The organism is Kribbella polygonati, assembly GCF_050320105.1.
Classification (GTDB): Bacteria; Actinomycetota; Actinomycetes; order Propionibacteriales; family Kribbellaceae; genus Kribbella.
The window spans coordinates 4,428,281-4,447,479 of record NZ_CP190129.1; the positions used below are offsets into that span (position 1 = coordinate 4,428,281).

12 protein-coding genes are annotated in these 19,199 nt (G+C 65.9%); 7 read left to right on the plus strand and 5 right to left on the minus strand.

All coding sequences use genetic code 11. The features are described 5' to 3' along the window. Positions 1–17: 17 nt before the first annotated feature. Together ACQHIV_RS21020 and ACQHIV_RS21025 are read left to right on the plus strand one after the other, a co-directional pair. A complete protein-coding gene (locus ACQHIV_RS21020) occupies positions 18–2,894 on the plus strand; it encodes a lantibiotic dehydratase (protein ID WP_427896538.1) in 2,877 nt (958 codons plus the stop codon). Next, entirely contained in the window at positions 2,891–4,141 is a 1,251-nt protein-coding gene (locus tag ACQHIV_RS21025) for a lanthionine synthetase LanC family protein (RefSeq protein WP_427884677.1), read from the plus strand. Before ACQHIV_RS21020 ends, ACQHIV_RS21025 begins: the two co-directional genes overlap by 4 nt. A 48-nt stretch (positions 4,142–4,189) precedes the next feature. Here the strand turns inward: ACQHIV_RS21025 and fxlM are convergent, their stop codons facing one another. After that, positions 4,190–5,431, minus strand: coding sequence for a methyltransferase, FxLD system (gene fxlM, locus ACQHIV_RS21030; protein WP_427884678.1), 1,242 nt, complete (start codon positions 5,429–5,431; stop codon positions 4,190–4,192). A 598-nt stretch (positions 5,432–6,029) separates the two neighbouring features. Beyond that, positions 6,030–6,242, minus strand: coding sequence for a hypothetical protein (locus tag ACQHIV_RS21035; RefSeq protein WP_427884679.1), 213 nt, complete (start codon positions 6,240–6,242; stop codon positions 6,030–6,032). 460 nt (positions 6,243–6,702) lie between these two features. Here ACQHIV_RS21035 and ACQHIV_RS21040 point away from each other — a divergent pair, with 460 nt between their 5' ends. The 5 genes from ACQHIV_RS21040 to ACQHIV_RS21060 all read left to right on the plus strand — a co-directional run bounded on the left by ACQHIV_RS21040 (position 6,703) and on the right by ACQHIV_RS21060 (position 12,055). Beyond that, positions 6,703–7,866: a helix-turn-helix transcriptional regulator gene (locus ACQHIV_RS21040; RefSeq protein WP_427884680.1), complete on the plus strand. Its 1,164-nt coding sequence runs from the start codon at positions 6,703–6,705 to the stop codon at positions 7,864–7,866. Between the two features lie 12 nt (positions 7,867–7,878). Further along, the gene (locus ACQHIV_RS21045; protein ID WP_427884681.1) at positions 7,879–8,604 is read left to right on the plus strand and encodes a 5-formyltetrahydrofolate cyclo-ligase; all 726 of its coding nucleotides are present in this window, start codon (positions 7,879–7,881) and stop codon (positions 8,602–8,604) included. A gap of 455 nt (positions 8,605–9,059) precedes the next feature. Then, positions 9,060–9,464, plus strand: coding sequence for a hypothetical protein (locus tag ACQHIV_RS21050; protein ID WP_427884682.1), 405 nt, complete (start codon positions 9,060–9,062; stop codon positions 9,462–9,464). 8 nt (positions 9,465–9,472) lie between these two features. Beyond that, positions 9,473–10,726 carry an MFS transporter gene (locus ACQHIV_RS21055; RefSeq protein WP_427884683.1) on the plus strand — a complete coding sequence of 418 codons (1,254 nt, stop codon included), beginning with the start codon at positions 9,473–9,475 and terminating at the stop codon, positions 10,724–10,726. 57 nt (positions 10,727–10,783) lie between these two features. Beyond that, on the plus strand, positions 10,784–12,055 hold the full coding sequence (locus ACQHIV_RS21060; RefSeq protein WP_427884684.1) for a glycosyltransferase: 1,272 nt from the start codon (positions 10,784–10,786) through the stop codon (positions 12,053–12,055). A 486-nt stretch (positions 12,056–12,541) separates the two neighbouring features. Here the strand turns inward: ACQHIV_RS21060 and ACQHIV_RS21065 are convergent, their stop codons facing one another. The 3 genes from ACQHIV_RS21065 to ACQHIV_RS21075 all read right to left on the minus strand — a co-directional run bounded on the left by ACQHIV_RS21065 (position 12,542) and on the right by ACQHIV_RS21075 (position 19,099). Continuing rightward, positions 12,542–16,297, minus strand: coding sequence for an Ig-like domain-containing protein (locus ACQHIV_RS21065; RefSeq protein ID WP_427884685.1), 3,756 nt, complete (start codon positions 16,295–16,297; stop codon positions 12,542–12,544). A 73-nt stretch (positions 16,298–16,370) separates the two neighbouring features. Next, complete coding sequence (locus ACQHIV_RS21070; RefSeq protein WP_427884686.1) at positions 16,371–17,249, minus strand: aldo/keto reductase; 879 nt, start codon at positions 17,247–17,249, stop codon at positions 16,371–16,373. Continuing rightward, on the minus strand, positions 17,249–19,099 hold the full coding sequence (locus ACQHIV_RS21075) for a hypothetical protein (protein ID WP_427884687.1): 1,851 nt from the start codon (positions 19,097–19,099) through the stop codon (positions 17,249–17,251). Before ACQHIV_RS21075 ends, ACQHIV_RS21070 begins: the two co-directional genes overlap by 1 nt. Between the last annotated feature and the right edge of the window lie 100 nt (positions 19,100–19,199).

Consider the following 19,199-nt stretch of genomic DNA (forward strand, 5'->3'; position numbering starts at 1 on the left):
AAGTAGAGGCCGTGGCGATGAAGCGCGAGAGCACCTTCGCCTTGCACCCGGAGTTCCCCGTCCTGGCACGCACACCGCTGCTGCCGAGGGACGCGGGTCACTGTGCGGCAGGAGTTCTGACCGGATCGCTTCTGGAGGCGGTGCGGTTCACCTCGCGCTCCCTCGCCACGATCACCGACGACGACCTGGACGACGACGAGAAGCTCGCAACGACGGTGCATGCCTACGAGCGTCGTGCTCGGACTCGGGCAACGCCGCGGGGCGCATTCGCCGGCGTCCAGGTCGCGCAGGTCACCGAAGGAGATGCCCGGTTCAGTGTCGGGAAGAATCATCGTGCCCGGAGCACGCCATCGGCTGCCTGGTTGAACGATGTCGCCAACCAGCTCCTTGACGTGCCTGAGGTGCTTGATGCGGTGCGGCTTGCACGTAACGACCTCGCCACGCGTCGTGGACACCGGTACGAACACGAATGGGCTGTCGGATCGCTGAAACCTGAGCGGATCTCGCTGCGCGCAACGCCCGCTGTCGAACTGATGTTGGAGACCTGCCGTACCCCGGCCAGCCTGACGCAGGTCGCTGGAGCGATCAACGCCCGCTGGCTTGGCGTGTCGGCAGAGACTGTGCGGGCAACGGTACAGAAGCTGATCCGGGCCGGGCTGCTGCTGACGGACCTGCTGCCGGACGACATTGCACAGGACCCACTCAAGCACCTTCTGGCCCGGGTCCCACCGTCACACGAGCTACTCGGTCCGCTGGCCGAGCTACGCGACCTGCTCGCCGAGGCAGACAAGTACCCACCGGGTACGGACGAGCGCCTCGCCGCTCTCGCCGAGGCCCGCGCGGTCTGCGACCGTCTCGCACCGCAGGAGAACCTGATCACGGTCGACGTCGCGGTCGACGCAGACGTCCAGATCCCGCGCCCGCTCCTCGCTGGGGCCGCGGACGCGGTCAGCTTGCTGTGGAGCATCACACCGTCATCCGAGATTCTGGACGTATATCACTCCCGGTTCGTCGACCGGTACGGCATCAGGCGGCGGGTCCCGCTCCTGGTCGTCGTTGACCCAGTAACCGGCCTCGGCGCTCCAGACGATGATGAATCTCCGGAGCCGGCGAAGAATCCGAGCCGCGATCGAGTCGTGGCCGGCCTCGTTGCCGCGGCAGCCGCCAGTCACAGCACCGAGGTCATGCTCGACGATGAGGCAATAGCTGCACTGCGGGTGACAGGTGAGCGCGTGCCACCGTCCAGTGCCGAGTTGTATGCGCAGGTCCTGTCTGAGTCGCCTGAGGATCTTGCCAAGGGCAAGTACATGCTGGCCGCGTACCTCGGCAGCACCACGGAAGCCGGGTCGACGCTAGGGCGATTCTCGTCGCTCCTTCAGCTGCCCAGCCTCCCCGTCGATCCTGACATGCCGATCTGTGCCGAGGTCGTGGTCCGGCCACGTCTAGCGGCTCTGTCGACCGTAGCGTTGCCGTCCGGGTTCGTGTCACATCGGATCTGCGTCGGTACGCTGCCCGAGCCGGGCGATCTGACGCTGTCCGATCTTGACCTCGCCTCCGATGGGCAACGTCTCACGTTGTGGTCTCGCAGCCTCGAGCGGGAGATCAACCCCATTCTGTTCTCCCGAATCGGCCTGGCCTACATACCTCCCGCCGTTCGCGTGCTCCAAGATCTCGCGAACGCCGGTAACCATCCGTGGCATGCCTGGTCCTGGGGGTCGCTTGCCGAGGCTCCATTCCTGCCTCAAGTGCGGTGGCGAAACGTCATCCTCGCGCCAGCCAGGTGGCGCATTCCCGACGCGCTGGTAGTGGCGGCTGCCAATGTGTCCTCCTGGGAATCTGAGCTTGCCAAGTGGCGTGCTGCGACCGTGCCCGCACTGCCGCGGCTCGTGGTCACGCAGGACTCCGACCAGCGTCTGTTGCTCGACCTTGACGATCCCCGCGATCGAGAGCTCCTACGCCGCTACGCACGTCGTGGCGCGGATTCGGTAACTGCCCAACCCGGCGGACCTCATGCGATCCAGGCGGTTGCCGACGGCCACGACGGTTCCCACGTCCTCGAGTTGATCGTCCCGCTCCAAGGCCCCACACGCCCGCACGTCGCAGACGACGATCCACCGAAGGCGTGGACACCTCCAGTGATCCATCTGCCGGGCAGTAGGTGGCTATCGCTGACGATCCCGTCGCCGAGGAATCACCACGACTACATCCTTGGACAGCTCAGCAGTCTGGTCGCATCGGTACGTGGCGTCATCGACCGATGGTTCTGGCTCCGGTATGACAATCCCGCCCACGGGCCGCACCTGCGCGTCCGTTTCGCGGGCGAACCATCCGTCCTGAGCACAGTGGTGCTTCCTGCCGTAACGGAGCGATACGCCGACTGGATGAGCCACGGCCTGGTCAGAGGTCTGGTCATCGAGTCCTACGAACCGGAGAGCGATCGCTATGGAGGTCCCAGGGCGATCGGTGCCGCAGAGCGAGTGTTCGATGCCGACAGCCACCTCGCACTGAGTCTGTTGGCGAACATGCCCGACGAAGACGTCCGGCTCGTGCTCGCTGCGTTCTCTGCTGTCGAGATCGCCGAGACTCTCACCGATGAGCCCATCGCCGCTGTCGGACGTCCGCGCCTGGACCGCGCCCGGCAACGACGGCACAACGAGCTACGCACCGCGACACCTCTCGACCCGACAGTCCTGCCTGACTCGTCCGCGCGGCTGATGTGGGACCAGCGCCATGCGGTGCTGGCCTGTTACCGCGACGCGGTACCCGTCGGCCGACGTACAGACTGTGCCTCATCGCTGATCCACATGCACACCAACCGCCTAGGCCTCGACCGCGACCAGGAACATCTCGCCCGGGCACTGGCCGCACACCAGCTCGCAAGGAAGCCCCGATGAACATCGCGGATACCGCACTAGCTATCGCAGAACGGCTGCTGGACCCGCAGCGAGTGGCAACCTCCGCTCCTTCGTACGGAGTCGCGACCCTCGCCGACGGTCTACCAGGGACCGCATTGCTCCATGCCCGCCTGTCCAACATCGACCCGGTCTTCGATGCTGCGGCCACCGCTCACTGGGCCGCCGCCGCTCAACACGCCGCCGGCGCGCCCGACATGGGCGACGGGATCTACGGGGCCATCGGCGGACTGGCTGCCTCTCTGATCCTTGGCTCTCCCTACCTGCCCGACCCTGACGCCACCGCGAGGGCTACGGATCGGTCTGTCCGCTGGCTCTCGTCTCGTGCTGTCGACATAGCCGCCCACTACACAACCTTCGTCGAAACCGGTGACTCCGCGATCGCATGGCACGTATACGACACGATCTCAGGCCTGGCCGGAATCGGCCGCATATTGCTCGCTGCGATGGCCTCTGGTCACACCTCCGCTGAACCGGGACTTGTCGCTGCGCTGACAGCACTGACCACCATGCTGACCGACCACGGTGCCTCCAGGCCAGGCTGGTGGGTCCCAACAGATCACCATCCAACAGTCGTGGCCAGCCGGCTCGACAACACCGGAGCCGCTGACACCGGACTTGCCCACGGCGTCGCCGGCCCCCTGGCTTTGCTCTCGCTGGCCAGTCTCGCCGGACAAACCGTCACAGGGCAGGAGACTGCGATCCGACATGCCGTCAGCTGGCTCGACCTTTGGCGAGCGGTCGACCACGGCTGGCCGGACCAGGTCACCGGCCGGGATCTCGATAACGGATCCGACATGGTGCCGCAGGGGCGGTCTGCTGCATGGTGTTACGGGGTGCCCGGGATCACCCGAAGCCTCATGCACGCGGCACAAGCGCTCGACGACGCTCGCCTGGCCGAGACAACCCGCGCTGACCTCGCACAACTGGGCGCCCAGCACGCTGGCTGGGATGCCGCAGGTCCAACCTTATGTCACGGGCAGGCCGGAGTCCTGCGCTGCGCAACCGGCATCGACGCCGGAGTCGCCGAACACGCAGCCGCCGGGGTCACCCAGTCACTGAACCCTGACCGGCCGTTTCTCGTAGAACACCTCGAGCACGGCATAGGCCACGACAACCCCGGATTCCTGACGGGCGCCGCAGGAGTCGCACTAGCTCTCAGCGAGGTGGTCGCCCTTCCCGCGCGCCCGGCTGCGACATCCTGGGACGCCCTGCTCCTCATCACTTGAGCTTGCTACAAGCAGGCAGAAGGCCCTGACGGCTCGGTCAGGGCCAGCTCATACTGCCTCGCCCGCGCGTGGCTGTACCTCGACGGATGTCGTGGCCGGGATCGCGGTCACAACGAACGCATGGTCAACCTTGTCGACGACGAACAACGCGCCGGCCTCTTCCGGCGACGGTGCCGAGGTCAGCGGCCACGCCGCGATCGTCACGTCCACGCCGCGCGCGGCCTGCTCCTGCCATACCCGGACCCGGTCCGTCAGCAGCCGCGCCAAAGTTGTCCCGTCGGGTCCGAAACCGCAGGCACCAACCTGCAGCATCGGCATATCGTCTGTCCCGCCGACCTGCTGGGCGGTCAAGTAGGCCAGTGACGAATCCGAATAGACACCCCACGCGCCCCAGGGGTCCTTCGCCCGAAGAACCCGCCCGGCTGTGACAGCTTCCGCGTTGACGAACACGCGACAATAGCCCGGCAGCGCGGCCAGCCAGAGATCCTGCTCCGGCGTCCACGCCCATGGCGCCACCAGGTCGGTCCACTCCAACGCCGTTTCACTGCCCAATGCCTGCAGCAAGCCTGGTGCTACCGGCTGCGCATCGTCGATGCGTAGCGTCAGGTCCGGACCTGGGCCGAGCGGGACGTTCTGCTCCGGCATCGCACCGATGCCCTTCATCGGGATGAACCCATCCTCGACCACCGACACGCTCCGCAGGCCGGCCCCGTCGCGCTCGAACGCGACCACTCGCGTCAGTCCACGAAGCCGCAACGGCAGCACCACACGTCCGTCGGGCGCGAGCTGCTCGACCCACGCAGGTGCCACGTCCCATGCCCCAGCCGTCACCAGAATCCGGTCGAACGGACCGTCCTCCGCCGAGCCCTGTGTTCCGTCGCCGGTCACAACCCGCACCTGGTCCGCTCCGTACGCGGCCAGATGCGCCCGTGCAGCCTCCGCGACGTCGGCGTCATACTCGATCGTGGTGACCGAACCCGACGGACCCACCAGTTGTGCCAGCAGCGCGGCGTTATACCCGGTCCCCGCGCCGACCTCCAGCACCCGATGACCCGGCCTGACCTGTGCCTGCTCCAGCATCCCCGCTACTGTGCCCGGCGCCGACGCCGAACTCGTCGGCACACCCTGCTCATCGCGATGGGTCACCACCGCACCCAACCCGTACGCCTCCGACAACGGCGCCTCCGGCACGAACAGATGCCGCGGCACAACCGTCATCGCGCTTGTTACGTCGTCAGCCAGCGGGTAACCGCGCATCTCCGCCAGGCGATCGAGCATCCCCGACCGCAACGTCACGTCGCCCTCGTGAGTCTCATCCACCTGACGAGGGTATGGCCGCTGGCCCGTCCACGTCCCGGCCCGCGGCGCCGCTACAAACAAGTGCGACGAAGATGCGACATGTGCGGTGCAGCATCACGCGCTAGGTGTGCCACAAGGTTGCCTCGCGCCTCTTTAGAGGTGTTCGCGATGCGGCCTGCCGTGACCTGGGACACGATGTCTCAGGAACTTGTGCGGGCGAGCGATCTGGAGCTGGCCCTTCAAGGTCGCACCGAGACGACTCATCACAGTCGGTTGTGTAGAACCGTGGACCCGGTCATCCACAACCGGGCCATCGGTCGAGGCGTTTCGGTGACTCGCGGCCATTGTGAAACTCCTGGATTGGATCAGGGGGCGGGCCAACTCTTAGGTTCGCCCGCCCCCTGGTTACTACGGCTGGCCCAGTTCGGACTCGCCTCCGCTCTGGGACAGCCTGATCTCTTGGGCTGCTGGCCGAGCCCTTGACAGGGGAGACAAGGACTCGGACAGCAGGACTAACGGCGGGACCGGCAGCTCACGGCGATCACTCCGCGAGACGACGGTGAGGAGGGCCGCTGCCGATCCCGCCAGATCACGTGGGCGGTGCTGAAGTCCAGTACGGCCGGCTGGGTGGGTCGTCCTCGGCCACGAGCGACCACCGCGCTTGGAGACCAGTGGAAGTCTTCGCCCGCAGCAACAGCACCTCTACCCACGCCTCAGCCAAGGCCTGCGGCCCGATGTGCTCCTCGATCAGGTAGTCGTCGCCGAGCCACAGCTGTACCTTCCACTGGTCATCCTCAGCCATCGATCCCGGGGGTGACAGGCTCATTCGTCACTCGCAAGCTCCGAAATCGGAGCCGCATTGCCGCCGCAAACTTGTCAGCAACGGGCTCAGCCTCCGTCAGGTCAGTGATCGCTGTGTTACCGAACCAGACACGGACTCGGCGGCGCGGCGGGGTCTCGGATATCGCGCTCATCGACCGAACACATCCCGCAGCACGTCGACCACCATTGCGACACCGACGATCCCCGTTCCACCGATAAGGACCCACATCTCGGCAATCACTCTTAGTCACATCCCTATGTCTAGGTTGAGTGTGAAGCCCTCGTGGCGGGTGGCCTGTCGTGGACGATTTCGATATCACAACGGCCTGTGGCTTCACTGAGATAAGCAAACCGTCTACGCTGCGTAGTTGCCAGCGCAGAAATGCCGCACAATTGCCGCACCACTGACGCGACGAGCTCGAACCACGGGGAACGAGGAGATGGCACCGAAGCGGGTACGACTGGCGCAGCAGCGCAAGGCTGCTGGGCTGAGTCAGGAGCGCCTTGCGGAACTGCTTGGTGTCGACCGCTCCACGATTGGTCGTTGGGAAAACGGGGACACCGAACCGCAGCCGTGGATCCGCCCTGGCCTGGCGGAGAATCTCGGCATCACGATGAACGATCTCCAGGACCTGCTGACCGTCACGGGGCCTATGGCCGGTGCGGATGAACGGATGGCTTATGCGCTCGGTCACCCCGAGGCAACCGACCTCGTAGCTGTTGCCCAACTGAGGGAACGCATCGTGTCGTTGGATGAGTCCTACGACCAAGCACCGTCCACTGGCCTCATCGGCGCGGCTGGTCAGGCACACGGGCAGGTTGCGTATCTTCGCCAGAACGCGAGCAGCCCGAAAGTCAGGCGTGCTCTCTACGAGGTTGAGGCCGAGTCGGCTCTGCTGATGGGACAGCTCGTCTGGGACGCGAGCCAGCGCAGGGAGCCAACGGGCCCGATTGCCTACTTCGATCAGGCTGTCAACGCCGCCCAGCACGTGCATGACCCCACTGCGGAGTCGTACGCGACTCTGCGCAAGGCGTATGTAGCCCTCTATGGCGAGTCCGACGCGAACCGCGGCCTCACGCTGGCCATCAAGTCATCGCAACTGGCCAGCAAGTCCAGCCCTTCCCTCTCCGGCCTCGCGCTGCTCCACGTCGCTGAGAGCCACGCCATGCTCGGAGATCTCCGCAGCTGCGAGGCGGCACTGACCCAGGCCGAGCGTCAGTTCGATGTCATCAGTTCAGACGACGTGGCGGCAGCTCACTACTCCATCAACGAGTTCAACCGCCTGGCAGGATCGTGCTATCTCTTCCTCGATATGCCCGGCCGAGCCGAGCCCATCCTTAATGAGACGGTGCAAGGGCTGAGGTCGAGGAAGAAGAGTCAGGCGCTTGCCCTTGCGAATCTCACCCTCTCACTGATCAGGCAACGCAAGCTGGACGAAGCTGCTCACACTCTGCACAGGGCGATAGACGCCGTCGAGCTGACACGTGGCGGTGGAGCGCTGAACTTGGTGTTCACGGCCGGCCGCGAGCTGAAGCCCTGGCGGCAGGAGACCTGGGTCCAGGACATCAACGACCGCCTCCTTGCACTGATGGCGTCGGCATAGGCACACTGCGGCATGAGCGCTGATCAGGACAAACAGAAACTTCGCGAGCGGATATGGAACCTCCTGGAGTCAGAGCATGCGGCGCCGACCGGCGTCCAGGGAACAATTCCAAGCTTCTACGGCGCCGATCGAACGGCCGACCTGCTCTCGGACCGGCCAGAGTGGCGGGGTTCGCGAGTCATCAAGGCCAACCCTGACCGAGCCCAACGACCAATCCGGGTACGCGCGCTCGAGGACAGCAAGTTGCTCTATGTCGCGGTGCCGAAGATGGCCACCATTGAACCCTTCTATGTGCTGGACCCAGCCGCTAACGACCTGCTCCCGGACGACGCCGTTGAACAGGCGTCGAAAGGCGCAAGAACCCTCATTTCAATCGATGCCATGCAGCCGATCGACGTGGTCATCTGCGGGAGCGTCGCTGTTAACCGCTCAGGTGACCGGATCGGGAAGGGCGCCGGATACTCCGACCTAGAGGTTGCTCTCCTGACAGAGGCTGGTTGGGTGACCGACAAGACGGTCATCGTAGCCCCCGTCCACCCGCTGCAAGTTGTCGAAGACGAGATACCAACCTCGGATCACGACTTCCAGGTAGACCTGATCGTTACTCCTGACGAAGTCATCGAATGTCAGCCCTCGCGCAGGTCGACTGGCTTGATCTGGAAGGATCTGGACGCCGCGAAGGTCGCCGACATCCCGATCCTCGCGTCGATGGCTGCCTCTCGGACATCCGCAGAATGACCCAGGAGCGAGCGGAAGAGCGGCCTATCGCAATCGACAGCGGAGATAAGCAGAGCGCACACCGTGGCTGAGTTCCGGTTCCATGGACGCGACACTCCGGATGATGATCACCTCCAGCCACAGCCGCCTGCGGTGAGCAGCGCGGTGATCGCGACAGGGACCGACCGTCCAGCGGCTACATCCGTCCGCAAATGCATAGCCGAGCGCTTCCACCCCAACCCCGCAGGCAGGTGTCGTCGGCTTTGCATCCTGGTCGGCGTCGGTAAGCCGGACGTATTTGCGTATTTACGCATGCCTTGTGCAAGCTCGGTGAGGCGCGGCGGCGTGTCGGTGGCATCTTTTGCAGGTTGCTGCAATCGGCATAACGGTCCTGGCCGGAACCGTGTTACGTTCCGCTGCACCCGATCCAGGTATCGACGCCTGGATCGCGGTCCGGAACGAAACTTAGGAGGAATATGTTCATCAAAAACTCCGGAGAGTTCGTCGCGTGGGGCGGATCGACCGAGGAGCGCCGGCGTGGACGTACCGCAGTCGCCGAGTCTCAGGTGACGATCAATGTTCCCGATGCAGCGGTGATGGAGCGCTGCTTGACCGCCTTGGAGGAGTCGGACGCCCGGCTGGCCGCGGCGCCAGACAGCCCGCAGCTCGCTCCATACGACTGGACCATCGTGTACAAAGACACGGCAGCGGACGGTTCGGGCAGCATCCATTTCGGGGTCGTCTGGTACGACACGGACTACTACGGCAAGCACCGTGAGACGTTCAAGCGCAGCTTCCACGGTCGCATGTTCAAGGACCTCGGGATCAGCGCGGACAACCTGTCAGTGACGCACTGGAACAAGGAACCTGAAACTGTCTGACTGAATCTGTGACACACGGGACAGTTCGGCAGCTGGCCGCCCGGTTCGGTCTTCCCGGAGCCTATCTCGGTACAACGTTCGCCAACGGCGCCACCATGATCGCTGTCATGGTGACGGTGGCCGGGAACGCGGGAACGGGCTGGGCGGTCTCTGCTGTCTTGTTTTGTCAGGCGGTCCCTCAGATCGCTCTGGCGACGCTCGCCGCCCCGCTGGTCGACCGGATCGATCCACGCAAGATCGTCCTGATCTCTTCGGCTGCCCAAGCACTCATCGTCTTGGGCGCGGCCACCCATCCGGCCGTGTCGGTCCTGGTCTCAATGGTCTTGCTCAAGTCGATCGCGTCCGCGCTGGACGCTCCAGCACTACTGCTGCTGGCCGAGCGAGTGAAGCAGAAGGACAGCGATAGCGAAGCGCGATCCTTTGCACGGATGGACACTGCGAGACTGATCGGCAGCCTGCTCGGCCCACTGACCGGAGGGCTCATCGTGCAGTCGCTCGGCGTCGCCTGGGTTCTCGTTATGGATGCTGGCGTGTTGCTCGTGCTGGCGACTCTCACGATGCTTACTCCGAGTCGGCGTCCCGCCGCCGAGGCGACTCCTCAGAGTTGGTGGACGCGGGTTAAGGCGGCGCCGCAACTACTCCTCACGCAGGCCACGCCGCGTGTCGCGATCCTTGGCCTCGTTGCATCGATAGTCTTCACCTCGTTCTATTCAGTGGCAGAGGTTCTCTACGGATTGAAGACTCTGAATCTGCCGCCACTTGGCTATGCTGTACTCGGGCAGTGCTTCATCGTCGGCAGGATCGCCGGATCACGGCTGGGAGCGCACGTGACGGGCCAACGGGCGCAGCCCTGGCTGTTCATGTCGACGCTCTCAATGGGGGTCGGCCTGCTCCTTCCCGGCATCGTGGTGTCCCCTTACGTGGCCGGGTTCGGCTTTGCCGTTGCCGGGTTCTCGAACGCAGTCCAGGTCGCCTCGATTCGCATCATCGTTGTGGGTTCGGTCCCCGAGAACGTCAAGGGCCGTGCCCTGTCGACGATGGGGTCAGTCAATCAATCGGCCGGACTGATCGGGACAACAGCGGCCGCACCGGTTCTCGGCGCCGTCGGGCCCGCAATGACGCTGCTGGTAGCTGGCGGCGGGACGCTCGTCACGGCGCTCTTGGCGGCTGTCGCCAGGATGCGCCTCAGCAAGAACGACGCGGCGCCGACCGAGGAGCGCCCCGATGACGCATCTGCAGTTCCGGCGGACACGGACGCATGAAAGCGTTGCGTGCTGCGACGACCGTCAGTCCGATCGTTCTCACGAGGATTGGTTCGCATGGTATTGACACCGCTCACACTCGTTACCATCGCCGACACCGACAACGACGCCCACTCTCTTCTCGCCGGGAGCGACGGCATCCCACTGAACGGCAGGCACGCCGTGGCGACGGCTTTGGAAACAGCGCTGATATCCTCCGGCCAAGTCGAAGACTGGTTCCTGCTCACCCGAGATGGGTGGCACGACGTCCAGCGGAACAAGAGCATCGATCTTCGAGCCGATGCGCTCCACCATGTGGAGAACGGCATCCTCTTCGACCCGTTCCGCCACTACCGCGACCGACTCGCCGTCTTCCGGGCTGGACACCACCTGCCCTGGCCGATAGTGACGATGGCGCACAGCATCGGCTACGGGCCGTGGTTCGCCCGTGGGCAATCCGACATTATGTGGCCGCCACAGCCTGGAGACCGAGTCGTCTTCCCCAGCGAAGCAAGCAGAATCGCCTGGTCCGGGATCTTTTCCACACTTGCTGCCGCCGCCGGTCTGGACGCCCGGCAGCCTGTGCAGCGAGTCATTCCCTACTCGCTTCAGGCTGTCAAGACCTCCGCTCGCATCACTAGCTGCCAACCCTCAAAGGTTCCACGGTTCTTCACCCTGGGACGTATCGACGCGAGGGAAAAGTTCGACTACGACGCCTATGCCCAAGCACTCGGCCAACTTGCCCGAGAGTTGCCCGCGGCCCAACTGCCGGAAGTCGTGATCGCCGGTCAAGAGCGATCTGCGGAAGACAGCGAGAGCGTGCGGGCGATCTTCAGTCAGCACTGCCCTGCCGTCAGCGTGACGGTCTCGCCCGACATCACCGAGTCGGCGAAATCGGACTTGTATTCCTCAGCGACCGCGCTTATCCATCCGGCGAACTCCCATGCCGAGAGCTTTGGGCTGGTCCTCGACGAAGCCGCAGCGATCGGCCTCCCCATCGTCTGTACGAAGTTCTCAGGCCAACCCGAGGCTCTCGCCGGCTACGGCAACGTTCACTACGTCACTGGTCACTGGTCAGGCCACTCAGACGACACCGACGACATGCTGATGCAGTTCGGGCTTATGCCGGGCGGCGCCGCGGAGGTCCACTCTCTGCTCGATGGCCTACGCTGGGCCCTCGCCGCAGAACGTATCCGCCCATCCAGGGACCGGCGGTCGATCCGAAACCTTGTCGATGATCTGCTGCAGTTGATGATCGAAGCACTCGAGGCATCGCGACGAGGGACTTCTGTATCTGATCGACACCCGTCGCCCGTGCCGGAGGCGTTTGCCGCCTATTGGATCGATTAGCCGGCCCTCAGCATCGCCCTTGAATCACCGACAGGTCGCTTCGCCCCTGTCACGGGGGTACGTCGTCAACGACGCGAGCCGTGCCCGCGGACGCGCCCGTCCCAACCCGGGTCTTCATCCGTCGCACGCGTCTGCCGCGCGGTTTGCGGTTCATCCAACTGACGAGTTCAGGTCGGGTGACGTCGGTACATGCGGAGTGCATTGGATGCAGCCGATGCCGATGTGGGCCGTCGGGCTCAGGTAGTACCGGTCGGCGGGTGTGGTCGCACGCGGGCGGCAGCCCGCAACCGCCGGCGGTCGCGGGCGGCAGCCCGCAACCGCCGGCGGTAGCCGGCAGATACCGGCGCTAGCCGGGGGTGGGTGGGAGCGGCGCGTAGCACGGCGACGAAGGAGCCGCGCGTAGCACCGCGTGGGGGCTTTCCCTTTTCCAGCTTTGGGTGGGCGGTCAGCACCGCAACCGGGGTGCGGTGCTGGCCGCCTTATGTTCTAGACGGTGAGTAGCCGGACGGGGTTGCCCTTGAGGTAGTTGTAGAGGTTGAAGTAGCCGTCGGTGGTGATCGGGTTGTTCGGGACGGTGACCACGTCGGTCCAGACGGTTTTGCCGTCGACGCGGAGGACGACTCGGTTGCCGATGGCACCGAAGGCGATGTCGTGGGTGCTGTTCGGGGGGATCACGGTGTTCGGGATGACGTCGAGCATGGTCTGGCCGGGTGTCCAGCTCTGGAACTCGATGGTGTCCTCCTTGATCACCACGAGGTAGCCGGTGTTCGAGTTCTGCCAGGCCGGTACGCCGGCCTCGTGCGAGCGCACCTGGAAGCCGTACCAGCCGCCCGCGAACGCACCGACCTCCGCCTTGAAGTGGAGCAGTCCGTCGCCGAACTTCTGGCCCTTGTACCCGTACACGCCCTCACCGGTCGCCTTGACCGTGCCGGTGCTGAAGTCCAGGTTGGGCGAGGTCGTCCAGTTCGCCTGATCGGATAGCTGGGTGGTGAGGTCGGTGACGGCGTACTGCCCGTCCTCCACCGTGACCGCGATTGTCGCCGAGACCGCCGGGTTCGACACCGAGGTCGCCTTGACGTTCGCCGTACCGGCCGCGACCCCGGTCACCCGGCCGGTGCTGTCGACGGTTGCCACCGCGGGGTTGTCGGAGGTCCACGCGAGCCGCGAGTCGGACGCGTCCGCCGGCGTGACGGTCGCCGCGACGGCACGCCGTTCGCCCGTCTGCAGCGCGAGTTGCGCCGTACCGAGGTCGACGCCGGACACCTGGTGCGACACGATCGAGAACCCGATGTTGTCGAAGTCGAGCCGGCTCGCACCGGACACGTAGAAGCCGACCTTGCCGGCCGCCTCCGGTGCCGGGTTGCGGCCCGCGACGACCTGCTGCCCGTTCACCCCGACCGTGATCCCCGTCGGCGTGACGGCGACCTTGATCGCGTACGTCGTACTCGGCCTGAACGCGGCGTCCGCGCCGAGCGTCACCTCCCGCACGACCTGCCACTTGCTGTCGTAGATCGTCCACACCGGCCCGGTTGCGAGGTGCCGGTAGCGGATGAAGCCGCCCGGCGTCGCACCGGTCCGGTCGTACACGAGCAGCACCGCGCCGTCCGGCAGCGTCGCCGGAGTGGTCACTGTGAAGTCCAGGACGTACTGCGTGAAGTCCCGCGGCAGCTGCGAGTTCGCGCCGTTGACGATCCGGTACACGTGGTTCCCGGTGCCGTCGTCGACCACGCTCCGGTTCGGGTCGACGGGCCACCCGTTCGCGCCGGACTCGAAGTCGGTGTAGTGCAGCACGCCGTCGCCCTCGTTCACGGTGACGGTGGCCTCGTCCTTGATCGCCGGGTTCGCCGCCGACGTCACGGTCAGCGTCGCCGTACCGGGCGCGACCGCGGTGACCAGGCCCTGAGCGTCCACCGTCGCGACGGCCGGATCACTCGACGAATAGGTCACGCCCGGCTGCGTGGTGTTCCACGGTACGACGGCCCCGGCGAACGCGACCTGCTTGCCGAGGTCGATCGACAGGTCGCCGGCCGGGAACGCGACCGACTCCAATGGCACGACCTCCGGTGTCCGGGACTGCCCGATGTGCCCGTGCGTCCCGATCCGGTCGAACGCGATCGGCTGGAACCCGGGGATGTGCTGGAACACCGCAGCGTCCGGACGCAGCCGGAAATCGCCCTTCTGCCAGTCGACGAAGCCGGGATCCTCGGACGCGACCCAGTTGCTGTCGTAGTTCAGCAGGTTCTTCACGTCCCGCGCACCCTGCGCGTTCACATCGGACTGGCGCGCCAGAGTCGGGTTCCACACCACGTTCTTCGCGTATGTGTTGTGCGCCGGGTAGTAGTGGTTGTCGTCGAAGAAGTGCGCCAGCTCCGGGTACTTGGTCAGGTACGGCGTGCCCTCGAAGTTGTTGTTGTCCGCGAACAGCTTCTTCCAGGCCGGCAGGTACGACTTGTCGACCACGTTCCCTTCCTGGTTGCCCATCCACATCTCGTAGTTGTCGTACGGCACGTGCGTGTCGACGAAGACGTTGTTGGTCGCCGTCACGTAGTCGCCGGACCCGCTCTTGACCGCGTCGTTGCCCATGTCCGCGAAGACGTTCTGCTCGATGGTGATCCCCATCGTCAGGTTGTCGGCGTAGATCCCCTCGACGCCGGCCCGGCCCTTCCCGATGTCGTGGAAGTAGTTCCGCCGGAAGACGTTGCCGCGCTGCTGCGGCGTCGAGCCCGCGTTCATGTAGATCGCGCCGAGGTCCTGGAACGTCTTGCAGACGTCGTAGATCTCGTTGTCCTCGACCAGCTGGTCGTTGCCCTGCACGATGATGCCCGGGTGCGGCGCGTCGTGGATCTCGTTGCCGCGGGCAATGTTCCCGACGCCGTCGAACATCACGCCGGCGTTGTACGCCTTGTGGTAGTACGCGAAGTCGTGGATGTGCGAGTTCTCGACCTTGTTCCGCCCGGGCGCCAGCGTGGTCTTGTTGCCGCCCTGCAGGACGATCGGCACGCCGCCGATGTGGCTCAGCTCGCTCGACACCACCGCGTGGTCGGTACCACCGCGGTTCACCGGGATCCCGTCGTACGTGTAGCGGCCGGGCGAGTTGATCAGTACGCCGCCGTCGGTGAAGTTGCGGATGTCGCTGTGCGCGATCGTCACGTGGCTGCCGCCGAGGACCACCGCGGCCGTCGCCCGCCCGTACTCCATCACCAGGTCGTCGAAGGTGACGTACGACGTACCGTCGGTACGGATCATCGGCTCGTCGAGGGTGGTCACGGTGACCGCGCCGCGCCGGGCCAGGAACGACGCGTTCGGTACGAGATAGAGCACGCCCTTGTCGCGGTCGATGTAGTACTCGCCCGGGGCGTCCAGCTCCTCGAGCAGGTTCTGCGCGAAGTGGAAGTCCGGGAACCAGGACTTCATCAGGCCGGACATCTCGCCGTACCGCAGGGTGATGGTCTTCGCGGCGGTGTCGATCGACTGGATCTTGTTGTACGACCATTCCCAGCTGTAGCCGAAGATGCCGTCCAGCCAGACGTCCTTGGCCTGCGTCCAGTACTGCGGGCGGTTGTAGCTGTAGCTGAACGTGCCGCCGCGGTCCTGCAGGTCGGGGTCGTTGTGGGTCGGGCCCGGGTCGATGATCTTGTTCATCTGCACGGTGCCGGTGTTCGGCCAGCGGGCGAGCGTCATGTCTTGCCCGTCGACGTACAGCTCCATCGGCGGGGTCTTGCTGACGTCGTTGGCGTGCCAGTACCCGTGTCGGCTGAGCTCGCCGTAGTCGGTGAGGCCGAGCGCGCGCAGGTCCACCTGCAGGATCTTGGGGCGGGCGGACTTCTCGATCACCCGGTCCAGGACGGACTGGTCGGTGGTCTGGTGGAAGTCGTCGTACCCGAGCTGGGTGCCGCCCGTGAGCGTGGCGGTCTCTCCCGGGTACGACTTGTAGGTGATCGGGGCGCCGGCGGTGCCGGAGTCCTCGGCGGTGAGCGAGAACGTCGAGCTGCGCTGGTAGCTGCCCTGGCGGAGGTAGACGGTGACGCCACCGTCGGGCAGATGGTGTTTCTTGATCGTGCGGATCGCGTCCCGGGCGCCTTCGAGGGTCCGGAGCGGTCGGCCGAAGCTGCCCGGGTTGTGGTCGTCGCCGTTGGTCGCGACGTACAAGGTCCTGGGATCGTCGTCGGTGGTGGCGGCTGTCGCTGGTGTTGCTGTCGCCAGCAGGCCGGCGACGAGAAGGGCGGAAAGGTATCTCTTCATCGCAAAGGTCTTTCTGGTCGATTATCGATTACAATAACGTGTGCAGAACTCCTTTCGGCGCGACGGACGGTGTCTAGAGCAACGACTTCGGGACGAAGCCCTCGGCCGCGAGGGCCTGCCAGAGCTCCGCCGGGATCGCGGTGTGCAGCGCCGCCACGTTGGCGGTCACCTCGGCGCCGGACCGGCACCCGACCACGATCGACGTCACGGCCGGATGCAGGCGCGGGAACTGGATCGCGGCCGCCGGCAGCGGTACGCCGTACCCCGCGCAGAGCTCGGCGCACCGCTGGGCGCGCCGCAGCGCCGCGGCGTCCACCGGGCGGTAGTTGAACATCGCTCCCGGGTTCGGATCCGCGAGCAGGCCGGTGTTGAACACTCCCCCGACGACGACCGACGTACCGCGTTCCTGACAGAGCGGGAGGAGTACGTCGGCGGCCTCGTGGTCGAGCAGCGAGAAGCGGCCGGCGATCAGTACGACGTCGACGTCGTACTCGGCCACGTACGCCGCGAGCGGGGCGCTGTGGTTCATGCCGAAGCCGATCGCACCGACCAGGCCCTCGTCCCGGAGCTTCCGGACCGCTGCGTAACCCGTACGCCGGATGTCGTCGGCGTAGTCGTCCGGGTCGTGGAGGTACAGGACGTCGACGGACGAGCGGTTGAGCCGGGTCAGACTGGACTCGAACGACGCGCGGATGCCGCGCTCGCTGAAGTCGGCGCGGGCGCTGCCGTCCGGTTCCAGTGTCCAGCCGGTCTTCGTCGAGACGATGGTTGCAGGGGGCAACAGCCGCCCGAGCCGCTCCTCGGCCTGCCCGTGGCCGTAGCGCGGGGCGGTGTCGAAGTACGTGATCCCGGCGTCGGCAGCCGCTTCCACGGTCGCCGCCGCGTCATCCTCGCTCACCTCGTGGAACAGGCCGCCGAGGGGCGCTGTACCGATACCTAGCGGGGGCAACATCACAGCTCCCACGGTGACTGATTCGTGGGCTGACGAATGTGCATGGACATCGTCAGCGTGAGACGTACCTCGGACTGTGGGGGGAGGTCGACGCGCAGACGTTCGCCGTGGATCGGGGTCGGCTGGGTGGTGTCGACGGCGACCGTTTGGAGGGTGTGTTCGTTGAAGGAGCCGGCTTGGATCAGGAGTGAGCGGGGTGTGGTGCCGAGGTTCACCAGGTCGACGACGGTGTGGTCCGGGTCGATGTCCGAGACCAGCGCGGCGACGTCCTCGGGGAGGCCAGGGCGGTGGGCGACGGTGTCGAAGTACCGGAGGTGGAGTTGGGTGAGGCCGCCGTTGTAGAGGATCTGCGGCGAGCCGGTGGTCAGCTGGAGCAGAGCCTCGGTGACAACCGGGTTGATGTTCTGCCAGTGGTGGATGTCGGGCGCGTCCGGGCCGACCGCCGGGTCGATCGGGTCGTTCTCGATCGTCTCCAGGCGGGCGGCCGAGATGGCCAGCGCGGAGCGCAGCATCCGCTCCGGGAAGTCCGGGTTCCGGGCGGCGAGGAACTCGTACCACGGCTCCTCGTGGCCGCCCTCGTCCTTGTTCCGTTGGTCGTGCACCGTGTTCCAGTCCCAGTCGGAGCCTTCGCGCAGCAGCTCGATCCGTTCGGCGTCGCCGGCCGCCCGGCTGAAGTGCCAGAGCGCGATCGGCAGCTGCGTCGGCATCACGTTGTAGTCGAACCAGCCGGAGTCGTTGTACCGCTGCGGGATCGTCAGCGTCGGCCGCTCCGGGTCGAGGTGCTTCAGCCAGCGCTTCGTCAGCGTGCCCATGTCCGCGAGGCCGCGGTACTCCGCCTGCTTCAGCACCGCGTCCAGCGGATTCCGCGCGAGGTCGAGGTAGCCGCGGTCGCCGGACAGCAGTGTTGCGTTGACAGCACCAACGATCGCGGACGAGCCGACGGACTCGATCCCGTGTGGCCATGCCCAGCCGTAGTGGCCGCCGTACCAGCGTCCGTCGAGGTGCTCCCCCACCTCGCCGTGCAGGCCCGCGTTGTCCGGGATCACGTCGCGCCCGGCGAGGCGCTCCTGCCAGGCGCCGACGTACTCGAGGACCCAGTCCTTGTACGCCGTGTCGCCGCCGTACAGGTACGCGTTGGTGGCGAGGCCCGTCGACGCGAGGTTCGCGAGTACGTCGCCGCGCCCCATCCGGTCCCACATCACCTGTCCGTACTCACGGGCCCGCGAGGGATCGTCGACCAGTTCGTCGAACGAGGAGACGCCGATCCAGTCGAGCGGCAGGCCGTACGGGCGCAGCGGGAGACTCCACGGGAAGTACTTCTCGCCGTCGATGAAGCCCCAGCGCGGGCCGGCCGCGCCGTTGTGCGGCGCCCGGATCACGCGGTGCTCGGCGTCGTAGTTCGGCCCGCCCGGCAGGTACAGGTCCGCGAACCGGGCGGCGAGTTGCTTGAGCTCGGTGTCCTCGGGGAGGGCCAGGCAGAGCGCGTAGAACAGCACCATGCTCTCGCCCTGGTGGAACCAGTCGTAGCCACGTTCGTAGCCGTCGACCAGCATGCCCATCTCGGTCAACTGGTTGGTCACCCCGCGCCAGTGTCGCAGCGAGGCGTCGAGCAGATCCGAGCTGCCGCCGAGCAGGTAGAGCGTCGGCCAGTTGAAGAACGGCTCGTAAAAGTCGTCCACCCCGTCGCGGCCGTCCAGGCCGACCCCGAGCCGGTCGCGGAACACCAGCCGGCCGTCGCCCTCGGTGCAGCGGTCGGCGAACACCCGCCAAGCGCGGTCCTGCTGGGCGAACAGCTCCCGCTCCAACGTCGCCCACGCCGGAGCGGTGCGAATCCGACGGGTTGCGCGCACGGGCTCGGCCCTGAGCATGAGGAAACACCCCTTATCGCTGATCGATACCCGATGATTTAGCCTGATCCTGCGTAGGGGTGTCAAGAGCGGAGAGGGGTAC